This window comes from uncultured Methanobrevibacter sp. (assembly GCF_947166415.1).
In the GTDB taxonomy this organism is placed as follows: Archaea; Methanobacteriota; Methanobacteria; order Methanobacteriales; family Methanobacteriaceae; genus Methanocatella.
Genome location: NZ_CAMVEE010000002.1, coordinates 25,079 through 41,243, shown reverse-complemented (window position 1 = coordinate 41,243; position 16,165 = coordinate 25,079). Strand labels below are relative to the sequence as shown.

Sequence of the window (16,165 nt, the reverse complement as noted above, 5' to 3'; positions counted from 1 at the left end):
AGGCGATAATTATGGCTGATGAATCTAAAAAACAAATTGTCATCAAGGGTGCACGTGAGCACAATCTGCAGGATATTGATGTAAGTGTTCCCCGCGATGAATTCATTGTAATTACAGGGCTTAGTGGGTCTGGTAAGTCATCACTGGCTTTTGATACAATCTACGCTGAAGGACAGCGAAGATATGTGGAGTCATTGTCGGCTTATGCAAGGCAATTTTTAGGGCAAATGAAAAAACCGGAAATGGAATCAATTGAAGGATTGTCTCCAGCAATTTCAATTGACCAGAAAACCACAAGGGAAAACCCAAGGTCCACTGTAGGTACAATTACTGAAATTTATGATTACTTAAGATTATTGTATGCAAGAATAGGAATTCCTCACTGTCCGAATTGTGGAAAGGAAATCTCTCAACAAACCATTGGTCAGATTGGAGAAAGCATCATTGAAGAGGGCGAAGGAGTTAAAATCCAAATATTGTCTCCAGTTGTAAGGGATAAGAAAGGCCAGCACAAGGATGTTTTGGAGGATTTGAGAAACAAAGGGTTTGTGAGAGTCAGGGTTGATGATGAAATAAGGGATTTGGAAGAGGACATAGACCTTCCAAAGACTTACAGGCACAGTATTGATGTTGTTGTTGACAGATTGAAAATCAGAAAGGATGTCGACTTCAAAAGAAGGCTTGTTGACTCCCTGGAAACAGCCGCTGAATTTGCAGACGGTTTGATTACAGTATTATTTGACAACGGCGAAGAGGAATATGAAAAGAAATATTCCGAACACTTTGCATGTGTTGACTGTGGCATCAATTTCGAGGAATTGACCCCAAGGATGTTTTCATTCAACGCTCCTCAAGGTGCATGTCCTGAATGTAATGGTATAGGTTCAAAAATGGAAATTGATCCTGATTTGATTGTTCCGGATAAAACTTTGACTTTAAATGAAGGAGCTATTGCGCCATGGTCCAAATCATCTAAAAGAGAGAATTATTATTATCAAATGCTTGAAGCAGTATCCAAGCACTTCAATTTCAGCATGGATGTGCCGTTTGAGGAATTGGATGGTGAATATCAAAACACCATACTGTACGGCTGCAAAGATAAGATAGCTTTCACATTCAAAAGAAGAAACAAGTCTTATATGGTCAACCGTAAATTTGAAGGTGTCATTCCAAGAATGGAAAGATTATACATTGAAACTAAGTCTAACTATTCCAGAAAATACCTTTCAAAGTTCATGAGCGACAGAAAATGCCATGTTTGTGGTGGAAAGCGTCTAAGGCCTGAAGTTTTGGCAGTTACCGTCGGTGGAAAATCAATTATTGACGTTTGTGACTTACCTATTAAGGATTCTTATCAGTTCTTCCAGGATTTGGAACTTACGGAAAGGGAAAATTTCATTGCAAAAGAAGTTTTAAAGGAAATTAAGGAGCGTTTAAGCTTTTTAGTTGAAGTTGGACTTGATTATTTGTCAATGTCAAGGTCTTCAGGTACATTATCCGGTGGAGAAGCGCAGAGAATCCGTTTGGCAACACAAATAGGTTCCGGTTTGGTTGGAGTATTGTACATTCTTGACGAACCTAGTATAGGACTCCATCAAAGAGACAATATAAAGCTGATTGAAGCATTAAAAAGGCTTAAGGATTTGGGAAATACTTTAGTTGTCGTTGAACACGATGAGGAAACCATCCTGTCAGCGGACCATGTAGTTGATATTGGTCCTGGAGCCGGTGAGCATGGTGGTAAAATCGTTGCTCAGGGAACTCCTCTTGACATAATGAATAATCCTGATTCAATAACAGGCCAGTATATTTCAAGAGTCAAAAAGATTGACATTCCTGAAAAAAGGCGTGAAGGCAACGGCAAATTTATTAAAATTATCGGTGCTGAACAGAATAACCTGAAGGATATCGATGTTGAAATTCCGTTAGGCAAGTTCACTTGCGTTACCGGTGTAAGCGGTTCAGGTAAAAGCAGTCTGATTAATGAAATATTATACAAGGGCGCTAAAGGAAAATTGGCTCATAAATTCACATTTGCGGGCAAATACAAGGAAATTGAAGGATTGCAAAACATTGACAAGGTAATTGCAATCGACCAAAAGCCTATTGGAAGAACTCCTAGATCTAATCCTGCAACTTACACAGGAGTATTTACTGATATCCGTGATCTTTTTGCAAACACTCCTGAATCTAAAGCAAGAGGATATAAACCTGGAAGATTCTCTTTCAATGTAAAAGGAGGAAGATGTGAAGCATGTACAGGTGATGGAATTGTCCAAATCGAGATGCACTTTTTAGCGGATGTTTATGTTCCATGTGAAGTCTGTGGCGGTAAAAGATACAATGAAGAGACTTTGGATATAAGATATAAAGGTAAAAATATCTATGAAGTCCTCGAAATGACCGTTGAGGAAGCTTTGGAATTCTTTGAAAACATTCCTAAAATCACTAAAAAACTTCAGACTTTGTATGATGTCGGATTGGGCTATATGAAAATAGGTCAACCTGCAACAACACTTTCCGGTGGGGAAGCTCAAAGAATCAAGCTTGCAAAAGAACTTTCAAGAACAAGCACAGGCAAAACATTATACATTTTGGATGAACCAACAACTGGTCTTCATTTTGCAGACATCAAAAGGCTTTTAGAAGTTTTAGCCAGATTGACTGATGCAGGAAATTCCGTTGTTGTTATTGAGCATAACCTGGATGTTATCAAAACCGCAGACCATATCATTGACCTTGGTCCTGAAGGCGGTGATGGAGGAGGTGAAGTGATAGCTACAGGAACACCTGAAGAGATTGCTGAAGCAGGAACTTATACAGGCCAGTTCTTGGAGCGCATGCTCAATGAGAATATAACTCCTTATGCAAAAGAGTTGGTAGAAGATATTGGAAAGTAAATTTCTTCTACACTATTTAATTTTTATTTTTTTTATGATTCCAGTCTTTTATTATTGATTTTTTATTTTACTATTTCATTCACTAATTTTTTATATAATTAAACATTATCATTTATTTTTTCCAATTAAAGGAATTTTTTAAGTAAATATAAATAATATGGTGAAGAATTTATTATTAGCTGAGGGCGGATATTTATTAATTTGCCCTTTGTTGCCTAGGTGATTAAAATGAGAGAGTTATATGAAAAAATGATTAACGAGGCAATGGCGGCTCAAAAAGCTGACGTTGCAGTTATATCAGAAAATAGGTATAATGACTTTAAAATTACTGACGCTAAGCCTTATGCTGATGCAGTAGCCGGCATGAAAGCTGCAGATGGCCAAGCAGAATCAGTAATTAATCTACACAAAGAATCTGTAAAAAACCACTATGAAATTCTATCTTCCATTACAGACACTTTAAAATGTGAAGATGACCCATTCATTGAACACTTCCAAACTCCTCCTGTTTTAGAAATCTTATGTGAAGAAGATGGTGAATTTGCAGACAGTTTAGATAAATTCATTGAAGCAATTGCAGATAATGAAGCATTAATCGCTAAAGAATCCATTAGGCGATATGGTGGATTTTATGGTCCTACCTGTGTTGTTGACTTTGCATTAATGCCTGGAAGTACCAGTAATGTGGTAAATCAAATCTTACAAAAAACTGACATTCCAGTAGCTCACAAACAAGCTATTTTATCTGCAAAATCATGGGGTATGAACACTTCATATGGTGTTGGAGATGCATTTGCTAACGCTATTGAAGCTGGTGCAACTGCTGCTGAAGCAACTGAAAAGGAAATCGCAGCTTTGCAAATGATTTACAAGACTCCTATTGAAGGACAAGGTACATTGATGGATGATGCTAATCATTCCTCATTTGATGTAAGAGACTATATGAACAAATATAAAAAGGCAATGACATCTGTTGTAAAAGCTGCAATGGATGATGGAGTGCATTACGGTAACATTGTAACAGTTCCTGCATACTGTGTTGGTGATATCGGACACCACATTGGTCAATCCACCTACAACATGTGTAAGGATGATGTGACTTTAGCTATTGTACAAGCGACCGCTGAAGTAATTGGTTCAACTTTAAAATCCAATTTAGACAATTATAAATCTGAATTTGATGTGCTCAAATTAGCTACTGGTTCATCTGCATGTGCTACTGAATTTATTTTAGAACTTGACGGATTCAATGCACCGATGGTTGTAGATTTATTCTCTAAAAGATTCCACAACTTTGTGCAACAATATCCTACTAGAGGTGCAGCTGCTGAATTACACAACTGTGACTTCATGGATATGATTTACAGAGGATTTAATGCAATCAGCGGAGCTCGTAAATTCAGAGCAGGCACTGGTGGAGAATTAGTGCCAAAAATCAGTGGATTTGCAGTTGACTTAAGTCCAATTTTAGAAAACGAAACAGTAATGAATCCACAAAGATACACTTATCCTGCATGCGCAATTACAGTAAGATTCTCATCACTTATGAGATTAGCAGACTACCCATGTCTATTAACTTCAGAACCAATTACAGCAACAATGATGACAAATATTATTGCACTTAATAAGGAAGCACCAGGATCTCCTGTAAGAGGTTGTAAAAACTGTGCTGCTGCTTCACTTGTGGACAATAAACATGAATACTGTCAATGGAGAGAAGCTGTATAGGTGAGTTAATATGACCTGTAACATTAGAAAAAAATTCTTTGCAGAACTTCTGGGAACATTTTTCCTTGTATTTTTCGGTACAGGGTCTGCAGTTGTAACACTTTTGGTATCCCAAAGCATTGATTCGGCAAATGTCGGAATCGGTATTTTGGGAGGTTTGGGCGACTGGATTGCCATTGCTTTGGCATTTGGTCTAACTGTAATGATATGTATTTATGCATTTGGTAGGATATCTGGCGCACACTTGAATCCAGCTGTAACCATAGGGCTACTTGTAACCAAAAACATTGATTTGGTTGACAGTCTTTATTATATAGTTGCACAAGTGGTCGGCGCATGTTTGGCAAGCCTTTGTCTGTTCCTGTGCCTTGGCGCTCCGGCAGTAACTGTCGGCGGACTAGGTGCTACCGCTCCCGGTTTGGGTGTCGGATACATGCAGGCAATGTTTGCTGAATTTTTAGGCACATTCTTCCTTATGATGGTCATTATGGGTGTTGCTGTTGACAAGAAAGCGGAACCGGGCTTTGCAGGAATATCAATTGGTATGACCGTAACAGCAGTAATTGTGGTATTGGGTGCATTCACAGGTGCTTCAATCAACCCTGCACGTACATTCGGACCATACTTGATGGATATGATTCTAGGAGGTCAAAACCTCTGGGGATTCTTCCCAATTTATCTGGTCGGACCGATTCTCGGTGCAATCTGTGCGGCATTCGCTTACGCATATCTTGCAAAAGACAGTGGAGTTTGTGAACTCCCACAACCATTCAACAAAGAATAATTCCTTTGAATTATTCTACTTTTTTTCTTTTTTTTAAAAACTTATTTAATGTAGGTTAAACTAATTATCTTTATAGGTGATGATTTTGAGTTTTGATATCAAGGAAGCTTTTTTAATATTTATTCGTGGAGTCCTTATGGGTTCTGCTGATATTGTTCCAGGTGTTTCTGGTGGAACAATTGCATTGATTACAGGAATTTATGCTCATTTGGTTGAAGCAATCAGTAAAATCCGCTTTGGATTTGTAAAACCTCTTTTGAAAGGGGATTTCAACGGCTTTGTAACACAATTATTCGATGAAATCGATTTTAAATTTTTCATACCTCTTATACTAGGTATCGGTGTCGCATTCCTGACTTTGGCAAAAGTCGTTACTTACTGTATGGATGTTCACACAGCTTTGACATATTCATTCTTTTTGGGATTGATTATAGCTTCTGCAGTGATATTATTCAAAAAACTCAATGAAATCAACTTGAAAAACATAGTATTTGCTTTGATAGGTGCTGTTCTTACTTTCATATTTGTAAGCTTAAACCCAATAGCCGCAAATCACTCATTATTGGTAATATTTATTTCTGGTATGATAGCCATCTGTGCAATGATCTTGCCGGGAATTTCAGGCTCATTCTTATTGCTGTTATTAGGACAGTACAAATACATGTTGAATGCACTTCACCAGTTTCATTTCACAGAAATAATAGTGTTTGTTGTTGGTGCACTCATAGGAATACTTGGATTTTCCAAAATACTCAATTATCTGCTTAAAAACCATGAAGAAGTGACAATGGCATTTCTCATTGGTGTAATGCTCGGGTCTTTAAAAGTTCCGGGTGTTGAGATTATTAATTCAGTTAGCTTAAATGTTGCAGCGTTACTGCCTTGCGTTATTGTTGCAATAATCGCTTTTGCATTGATTATTGTTTTGGAAACCAGATTTGATTATATCGAATAATCAAATTTATCTATTTTTTTTAAAATTTATTAACAATCAAAGATATAATATTATTAATGCTGGTTTTAAAAAAGATAAAAAAACAGTGGAGATTATATCCAATAGGTTCTCCAAAAGGTGCTCTGAATCATAAAAGGGAACCGGAATTTGTAGGAAACATCAAATTCACGGAGGATGGTGACTCATTATCCATTTCAAGATTTGTTGCAGATTATAATTTCAAGGACAACTCCACTTTGAATGAAAAGCTGGTGCCTCCCGGAGAGGTCATTAAACTCTTGCGTTCACAGGCTGTTTTTTTAGCCACTAAAGACCAGAAGGTAGAAAACTTCCTGAAATCCCTTAACATTAAGGTAAGGCGCACTCAGGTCTGCGATTACTGTGCATATGAAGGAAACATCACCATCGTAAACTCTTCATATTCCTATAAATACCATAATCAATTAATCTGCAAGGATTGTGCGCTGGACACCATAAAACAGGAAATCAAGCTTCAGGGATTCGATAAAAAGATTTTCAGGAACCTTAAAAAGACTTTGGAAAAGACTGAAGATCTGGAAAAGACTTTATCAGTTTTGGACCCTCATTTTGATCCTTTAAAGAACAGGAAATTGACATTGTTTGATAAGACAAGAAAACCTAGACACATAATTCCACCAATTGACATGAAAAGGCTCAAGATTCCATATGAGTTCAAGCAGGTGCTTTTGGATTCAGGAAACACAAAATTGTTGCCAGTTCAATACCTTGCAATCAAGGAAGGGCTCCTTAAGGGGGAAGACCTGCTTGTAGTAAGTGCAACCGGTTCCGGAAAGACATTGGTTGGGGAACTTGCCGGTATAACTGAAGCGTTAAAAGGCAAGAAATTCATTTTTCTGACTCCTCTTGTCGCTCTTGCAAACCAAAAATACAGGGATTTTAAAAAGAAATATTCCAAACTCGGATTGAAGGTGGCCATTAAGGTTGGAAGGAATCGTGTAAAGGCAAAAGGAGAGCTTAATTTTCCTGATTCCGATATTTCCGCATCAGACATTGTGGTTGCAACTTATGAAGGAATCGATTATCTTTTAAGAAACGGCAATTCATCATCACTGTCCAATTTAGGGGTTGTCCTGATAGATGAAATCCACATGATTGATGATGAAGACCGTGGAACACGCTTGAACGGTTTGATTAAAAGGCTAAAGAATCTCTATCCTAAAACACAGATTATCGGATTGTCTGCAACCGTTAAAAATCCTGAATTTTTAGCTTCTGAATTCAACATGAAGCTGGTTAAATACGACGAACGGCCTGTTCCTCTTGAAAGGCATTTGGTCTATACAAGAAACGAATCCCAAAAACGTTACCTGATGCTTAAATTGGTTCAAAGGGAATACAACACCAAATCCAAAAAGGGCTTTAGGGGACAGACTATCATTTTTACAAATTCCAGGCGCAAGACCCATCAGATTGCAAATTACCTAACCAATAAAAGGGTCAACGCCCAAGCTTACCATGCAGGACTTTCCTATTATAAAAAAGAAAAGATAGAAAAGGACTTTGACAAGGGAAAGATATCATGTGTTGTCACAACTGCGGCTCTTGCGGCAGGGGTTGACTTTCCGGCTTCACAGGTAATATTCGATTCATTGGTCATGGGAAACAAATGGATTAATCCCAATGAGTTTTCGCAGATGCTTGGACGTGCAGGAAGACCATCCTATCATGACCGAGGTATAGTCTACTTGCTTCCTGAAGTTGGAAATGATTTTGCAGGAGAATCGGAAGAGGCAATGGCATTGGAGCTATTGGAAAGCAACAGCGAAGACGTCTACATTGAATATGATGAAGAGTCAGCCTATGAGCAGATACTGGCAGATATTTCATCAACTTCAATCAAATCCAAGGATGAACTGAATCGTTTCTATAATGATATTGATGTTCCAATTAGCATAAAAATAGCCATTGATGAAATGGAAGATTTGGGATTAATAAACATCACTGCAAACAATAAACTGGAAGTAACAAAATATGGAAGGGCCACTTCTGTTTCATTTTTATCAATCGAAGAGGCAGAATTCATTAAAAATACATTGAATGACTATAATTATTTAAAGAGATATGTGGGTTTGTCCCCGATGTATAAGAAAAAGGACAAATATGACAAGCTGAAGGTATTGATTTTGGCAATGGCTTTGGATTTGGAGATGTTTGAAAATGCTTATCTATCAAGCGTCATTCACAATCAGATTTCAAATGCTCTGAAAATCAAATTTTCAACTAGATTATTCGCTGAATCCACTTTGGATATAATATCTTCTGGAGAGGCCATTGAAAAGGTTGACAAAAAATTCCAAGATGCATTGATAGCTCTTCAAAGTGATTTCATGCAGTGCAGATGCCAGGACAGGCCATTCTGTTCATGCATGCAGAGGGGCATATCCGAGGTCATTGTTCACGAAAGATTAAAGGGTAAGGACCCACAAGATATATCAAATAAGCTATTTAGAAAATATCAAATTCAAGTCTATCCTGGAGACATTTTCTCCTGGCTTGATAATTTTGTTAAAAACTTAGATGCTATTAGAAGAATAGCAAAAGCGTACAACAGACAGAATTTTGTTAAAAAGACTAATTACTTAATCAAAAAAATAGAAAACGGGTGAATAAATGTTTGCTGAAGAAAAAATATTAATTGGTTGCAATGAAAATACTGATGTGTTTTTATTGCCTAAGTTAGCTAACCGTCACGGTTTAATCGCCGGAGCAACTGGTACCGGTAAGACTGTTACCTTAAAGGTATTAGCAGAATCTTTTTCTGATTTGGGCGTTCCAGTATTCTTGGCGGATATGAAGGGAGATGTGTCTGGACTTGCAAAGGTAGGTTCTGGAAATGATTTCATAACCAATAACAGGGAAAAGTACGGCCTTGACGCAAAAGGATTCAAGTTCAAAGAATATCCTGTCGAATTTTGGGATTTGTTTGGAGAAAAAGGTCTTCCTGTAAGGGTAACACTATCCGAAATGGGTCCTGTATTGCTTTCCAAAATCCTGAACCTGTCTGAAGCTCAAGCCGGTGTTTTGAACATTGTTTTCAGAGTAGCTGATGAACATTCCCTCCCAATCATTGATTTGAAGGATTTGAAATCAATGATAAATTATGTTGTGGAAAACAAGGACCAATTTGAAAGCCAATACGGCGCAATTGCTGAAAAATCTGCAAATACAATTTTAAGAAGTCTTATAACTCTTGAAGATCAAGGGGGAAACGATTTCTTTGGTGAACCTGCACTTGAGCTCAGTGATTTCATGCAGGTGGATGACAACGGATGTGGAATAATCAATATTCTAGATGCTCAAAAGCTTTCATTGTCCCCTGAAATCTACTCAACATTCCTGCTTTGGATGCTTTCAGAACTCTTCGAAAAGATGCCTGAAGTTGGAGACATGGACAAGCCTAAACTTGTATTTTTCTTTGATGAAGCACATTTATTATTTGATGATATGTCCCCTGAATTCGGCAAGAAAATCGAACAGATTGTACGTCTGATCAGGTCAAAAGGTGTTGGAGTATATTTCATATCACAATCCCCTGCTGATATTCCTGACGATATCCTTGCTCAATTGGGTAACAGGATTCAGCATGCCCTTCGTGCATACACTCCTAAGGATCAGAAGGCTGTAAAAGTAGCGGCGGAAACATTCAGGGCTAATCCTGACTTCGATACTGCGGAGGTCATTTCCAATTTGGGAACAGGTCAGGCATTGGTGTCAGTTCTCGATGAAAAGGGCGTTCCTACAGTTGTCGAACAGGTTGACATCGTTCCTCCGCAAAGCCACATTGGAGCTATTGAGGACGATTTGAGAAATCAGTTAATCAATATTTCAACCTTGAAATCAAAGTATGGCGAAGCGTTCGATGCTGAATCAGCATATGAGAGGTTATTGACTAAGATAGATGAGAATCCGAACATTGAAAGTGAAGTGGCACCGGAAGTCCTTGAGGAAGTTAAGGCCCAAACCCAACAGCAAACACCGGAACCTCAAGAGGAAGCTCCTCAACAGCCTCAACAGCCTGGAGCTGTAGATGTTATTGGAGGCATTTTGGGAACTGTCCTTGCAGGCCAGCAACAGACCAAACGCAGAAAAACCAGAAAGACAACTACAGAAAAGGTTGTCGAAAAGGCAGCGACCCAGGCCGCCACAACCGTAACCCGTGAGGTTACAAAAGGAATCATGAGAGGACTATTTGGAAATATGAAATGAGGCGGTTTGATGGTTCATCCCCATAAAGAAGCAATAGCCAAAATGTCAGATTCCTCACTAATAGGTATAATCGAAGAGTCTAAGATGACTTATGTAAGGGAAAATCTGTCGATTTTCCTACATGAAAGTCAGGTTAAGCTCTTGAAACAGGTCAAGAAGCATGAAAAGCCCCACCACAAAAGAATCAGGATAAAACAGTTTCAAAAGGCCAATCATGATGACTTATTTAATCTTCATTTAGGATTATATTTGAAGAAATATCAGAAGCTCGAAAAGATTGGCTTGATTGAGATTGACTTGGCTCCTGATAATGGCCTGGAATATGACTGCAAGTTGACTTCCAAGGGCATTGAGATTTTGGATGAAATCTCCAATCTAGAAGGTGAATGGGAAGGGGTTGTTGGCATAACCGAAGATGACCACGAAACTTTAAAAAATTTGGCCCTAAATTCATTTGAGATTTCTTACAGGCACAAGAAAAAGAAAGGTTTCATATTTTAAAGAACATGAATTCTGTGGCTATTGAATCATAGGCATTCTTCACCTGTTCAATAGCTTCACTTCTATTTTTGAAATAATACAGGTGGCTTTTGCAATTGCAGTCGGAGCATCCGAAATTTTCGACACCAATTGCCTTTGTTTCAATGTATTGAGATATATCACATTCCACTTTTTTATCAATATTATATATAATATCTAATATTTTAGAGTTATCGTCCTTCAAAAGGTAGTCCACATGCCAATGCAGTTTTTTACTGTCACTCAAATGTCTGTTTAGTCGCGATTCTAGTGAATTCATTGCTGATCCTATATAGACATATATTCCCTTTTTGAATTCTACATCCCCTAACTTTGAACCAACCATTATTTTCGATTTTCTTTTCACATGAATTATTAAGCAGTAGCAGCCTTTCATTAATTGAATATTTATGTCAAAAATTAATAAAATTTTATTTTTTTTCTTTAATTAAATTAATAAAGATTCTGACCATTCATTATCTAATTTTCATTAATTAGTTTGTTTAATAAAAATTTTATCAAATTACTTTGAATAATTTTAAATATAACTTTATCATAAATATATTATTTGTATTCAATCTTTTTTGAATATAATTTAATTAAGATGGAGATTTAATTTTGAAATTAAATAGATTTTTATTAGTTAGTATTTTTTTACTGGCTATTCTCACATTCGGTGCCGTTAGTGCAGCAGAAGACAATACGACTTCAGCACTAACGGATGTAAATGACTTGGATTTAGCAATTCAAGAGGTAGATGAAATAGAGGCTGCTGGTGGTGTCGATAGTGATGTTGCTATCAGTGATAATGTAAAAGATGTAGAAGATTCAAAACTTGGAGCTTCTCAAGATGAAGTTTTAAAAGAACCAGTTAATCCAACATATACAATTGATGTAACTGATATCAAATATGGTCAAGTTGAAAATGTTACAGTTTCAATTCCGGGTGCAACTGGTGTTGTAAATATGACATGTAACAATCAAGTTTATTCAGGCACATTGATAGATGGTAAGATTACACAACAGATTACAAATTATGTTGTGGGTTCTAATAAACTGACTGTTCAGTATTTCGGGGATGATAATTATAATCCATTTACTGGTACTAAAAATTTCAGAACTTCATTCGATTATGCTATTCATGATGCAAACTTCGGTCAAATAGCTTTCATTGAACTAAATTTATATGATGCAACAGGTACAGTTACTTTTAATCTTAATAGCGGTGCAGATGTTGTTGATGTTGATTTGGTAAACGGATCCATTATTAAGGAGTATAAAAATTATAAAGTATTTAAAAATACCATTGTAATTACTTATAATGGGGATGAAAGGTTCAATGCGAATCAGGTAACCAGTAATTCTTTCCAAGCTAGACCTATAATTACTACACAGACAGTTTACAGTGGTCAACCTGAAATAATTACTATTAACTTAGGTGAAGCTACAGGTATCGTAAATGTTACTTTCAACGGTGAAGTTACACAATGTCCTTTGGTAAATGGTATTGCAACATTTGAAACTACTGATTATGCAATAGGTACAAATAAATTTACTTATTCTTACAGTGGTGACGATACATTCAATGCATTCGATTATCAAAATTATCAGGCTACCTTCACTGTTTTAGATAAAGAAAATGCAACCATATATTCTATTGTTTATAAAACCCCTCAAAAAAATGTCATTGCTATTTGTATTCCTCATGGTAATGGCACTGTAAATGTCACAATTAACGGTAAAAAAGAAGTATTGGAATTAGTTGATGGCGTGGCAGAATATGCTATCAATCCTGATGATGAAATCAATGAAATTAATGTAACTTATGCAGGTTCACATAGGTTAAATCCAAATAATTCCACTGGTTTCGTTACAATTAAAGATAATGTTGTAAACAATGATAACTACATGTACTACTTCAATCAGATTGATGGAGGTAAAATTTTCGGATTCATTGAAGACGGAACAACCTTGGACTTCCAAGGTTCAATCATCAATCCTGACCAAGAGAATAATGTCTACTTTGATGTAAGCAAACCGGTCAACATCATTTCCACTACCGGCGATGCATACATCGATTTGAACACTACTGCAGGCAGTTTACTGGGTGAAAACCCTGGTAACAGATTCACAGTCAGCTATGGAGGATCCTGGTCCAATATTACTGGAATCAATTTCCACAACACTCAATTATGGGTATTCAACACCCACCATGTCGTTTTAGACAGAGTAAGCAATGTAATTGAAGACCAAAGGGTAGGTTCCGGAGTAGGTGCTACTTCCATTAGGGCAAACTCAACTTGGGTAACCGTTAAAAACAGTTACTTCTACACCAGAAACAATGGTGGATCCAGTTCACTTGTAATCGCTTGGGCTGATTACTGCACTTTCGACAACAACACTATCGTTGTTGAAGGAAACGTCGGAAACATGATTTATCTAACCACTTATAACGTAAATGTTCCTTCCGGTGTATTAGCTAACGTTTACAACAACATTACAAACAACAGAATTTTAGCTCATGACAAATCTCCTGCAGCTATCTGCTGGGGATTAGTAATTTCCGGTGCAAACAACTATGTCGCTGATAACTACATTGACTACGGAGGTGTAGGTATCAACCAGCAATGGGGTCAAGGTTCCTTCATCAACAACACATACACAGGAAATGTTCTAGTCGGCGGAGCTTCCGCTAATTTCTTGCCAACTTCAGTCGTATACAACAACACTATTGAAGGTACAGCAAGTACCGGTGCAAATACCGTATTTTTCAACAACACTGTAGGTAAAGCTTTGACTGTTGGTGCAGGTGCTGAAGCATACGACAACACTGCTGGAGGACTGACCTTAAGCGGCGCAGGATCTCATGTCCATGATAACGTCATTAACGGCCCAACCACTATTTCTCAAGCAAACATCGTTGTGGAAAACAACACATTCCTTGGCGACAACGCAATCAAATTCAGCAATGCCAACGCTAAAAACGTAACTTTCGCAAACAATGATGTAGTTGGTTATATTGAATTCGGAAACAAAAACGCTAAAGGAAATATAATCACTGGAAACAACATTACAACTTCCAAAAACTATGCCATTGACTTGAAAACATACACAGGCACTGAAACTGTAATCACTGACAACATTCTGAACAGTAATAACGGTTTCGGTAATGCGGCAATTAACCACCAGGATGATGACACTTTAGTAATCGACAACTATCAAAGCGAAACTGCCGGAATCAACATCACTGCTGATGATATTTATGTAGGTCAAACTGCTGTATTCAACATAACATGTAATGTAACTTCAATTTCTGAAGTGTCTGTTCTTGTCAATAACAAGCAATACACAGTAAAACTTGTTGACGGTAAAGGATCTCTTGAAGTGGAAGACTTATTGGCCAATACCTACACCGTAAGAGTATCCTCTCTTGATGAAACATACGGTGCACAGAACAGCACTACATTTACCGTAAGCAAAAACGACTGTCCTGAAATCGTTGTCGAAGCACCTGAAAAAACCCAATGGATTGATTCTGACATTACCGTAACCATTGCTGATGCTACCGGCACTGTCACATTATCCATTAACGGCACTGATGTATCCGCAGACCTTGTTGACGGTGTTGCTGTTTTAGCTGTTCCTGATTTGGCAGCTGGCGAATACAACTTCACTATTGCTTATGTGGGCGATTACAAATACTTAGGTAACCAAACCAATGGAACATTAAAAGTTAACAAAAACAAAGAAGTTAAAATCATAGCTTCTGACGTTTCATTTGATAAATTGGCTACCGGTTTCTCTGCTCAATTCACCAACTACATAGGTGAAGCTATTTCAGGTGCTAATGTGACTTTCATTATTGACGGTCAAACATACAACGCAACCACTGACGAAAATGGTATTGCAAATATTGATTTAGCATTAACCAGAGGAATTTACCCAGTATCCATCGAGTTTAAAGCTATTGAAGATGAATATGATGCAAACACTTCTGAAGCAACTATTACTGTTATTGATGGAACCGTAATCGATATTGTTTCTATTTCAGGTGATTGTGTAATTACTGGATCTTTAAAAGATATTCTTGGAGCTCCTATTGCTAATGCTGTTGTTTCATATGTGATTGACGCTGTTGAAACAAACACTACAACCGACGCTAACGGTATTTTCCAAGTTCAAGCCAAAAACAACTGCAACGTTTCAATGTTCTTTAAAGGAGATGCAATTTCCACTCCAGCTAACAAAACCATAACTTTAAACAATATTGCACCTGTTGCAAAAGATGTTGTTATTGAGGTTAAAAATGCTAACTATGTTGCTGTAGATACCGGTGCAAAAGAAAAAGGTAAAATGTACTACTTTACCTTAAAAGACACTGACGGAAACAACTTAACCAATAAAACTGTTAAAGTTAGCTTCAACGGTAAAGTCTACACTGTAACTACAAACGAAGCAGGCCAAGCAGGAATCAGAATTTCCGCAGCTGCTGCAAAAACCTACAACTTGAATGTATTCTTCATGGGTGACGATGACTACAAAGGAGCAACTGCTCTTGCAAAAATCAACGTGGCTAAGAAAAAGACCACTATTATGCCTAAAAAGACCACATTTGTATTTAAAGCAGCCGCAAAATCCAAACTGGTTACTGCAACCTTAAGAACCACAAACAAATACTTAAAAGCCGGTAAAAAAGTAACAATTACCATCAACGGTAAAACTTACACCGCAAAAACACTCAACAAAGGTGTAATCAAGCTTAACATCAAAGGCTTAAACAAAAAAGGAAAATACAGTGCAAAAATCAGATTTGCAGGCGATTCCACATACAAACCGGTTTACAGTAAATTCATTAAAATCGTAATTCAATAGAAGGATTAATTATTTCCTTCTACTTTTTTTTCTTTTTTTTAAATATTGTCTATTTTTTCTTTAGTTGCTCTTTGAAATGGGAGTAATGTATATTTCACATCAAATGCAATATTTGCTCAATAAAAAGTTTTTATCAAATAATTATGAAAAATATTAAAT

At 37.1% G+C, this 16,165-nt stretch carries 9 protein-coding genes; 8 read left to right on the top strand and 1 reads right to left on the bottom strand.

Annotated elements, in window-relative coordinates; translation table 11 throughout:
• Positions 1–11: 11 nt before the first annotated feature.
• The 7 genes from uvrA to Q0W25_RS00505 all read left to right on the top strand — a co-directional run bounded on the left by uvrA (position 12) and on the right by Q0W25_RS00505 (position 11,116).
• On the top strand, positions 12–2,900 hold the full coding sequence (uvrA, locus tag Q0W25_RS00535; protein ID WP_298517550.1) for an excinuclease ABC subunit UvrA: 2,889 nt from the start codon (positions 12–14) through the stop codon (positions 2,898–2,900).
• A gap of 228 nt (positions 2,901–3,128) precedes the next feature.
• Entirely contained in the window at positions 3,129–4,628 is a 1,500-nt protein-coding gene (locus tag Q0W25_RS00530) for a DUF2193 domain-containing protein (RefSeq protein WP_298517548.1), read from the top strand.
• Positions 4,629–4,638: 10 nt separating this feature from the next.
• Positions 4,639–5,412, top strand: coding sequence for an MIP/aquaporin family protein (locus Q0W25_RS00525; protein ID WP_298517545.1), 774 nt, complete (start codon positions 4,639–4,641; stop codon positions 5,410–5,412).
• Positions 5,413–5,548: 136 nt separating this feature from the next.
• The gene (locus Q0W25_RS00520; protein ID WP_298517677.1) at positions 5,549–6,367 is read left to right on the top strand and encodes a DUF368 domain-containing protein; all 819 of its coding nucleotides are present in this window, start codon (positions 5,549–5,551) and stop codon (positions 6,365–6,367) included.
• Between the two features lie 56 nt (positions 6,368–6,423).
• On the top strand, positions 6,424–9,015 hold the full coding sequence (locus tag Q0W25_RS00515) for a DEAD/DEAH box helicase (protein ID WP_298517542.1): 2,592 nt from the start codon (positions 6,424–6,426) through the stop codon (positions 9,013–9,015).
• A 4-nt stretch (positions 9,016–9,019) separates the two neighbouring features.
• Positions 9,020–10,615 carry a helicase HerA-like domain-containing protein gene (locus tag Q0W25_RS00510; RefSeq protein WP_298517539.1) on the top strand — a complete coding sequence of 532 codons (1,596 nt, stop codon included), beginning with the start codon at positions 9,020–9,022 and terminating at the stop codon, positions 10,613–10,615.
• A 9-nt stretch (positions 10,616–10,624) separates the two neighbouring features.
• A complete protein-coding gene (locus Q0W25_RS00505) occupies positions 10,625–11,116 on the top strand; it encodes a hypothetical protein (RefSeq protein ID WP_298517536.1) in 492 nt (163 codons plus the stop codon).
• Here Q0W25_RS00505 and Q0W25_RS00500 read toward each other — a convergent pair.
• Positions 11,106–11,531: a DUF123 domain-containing protein gene (locus Q0W25_RS00500; protein ID WP_298517533.1), complete on the bottom strand. Its 426-nt coding sequence runs from the start codon at positions 11,529–11,531 to the stop codon at positions 11,106–11,108. The genes Q0W25_RS00505 and Q0W25_RS00500 overlap by 11 nt on opposite strands.
• Positions 11,532–11,752: 221 nt before the next feature.
• Here Q0W25_RS00500 and Q0W25_RS00495 point away from each other — a divergent pair, with 221 nt between their 5' ends.
• Positions 11,753–16,006 carry an Ig-like domain-containing protein gene (locus Q0W25_RS00495; RefSeq protein WP_298517530.1) on the top strand — a complete coding sequence of 1,418 codons (4,254 nt, stop codon included), beginning with the start codon at positions 11,753–11,755 and terminating at the stop codon, positions 16,004–16,006.
• Positions 16,007–16,165: the final 159 nt, after the last annotated feature.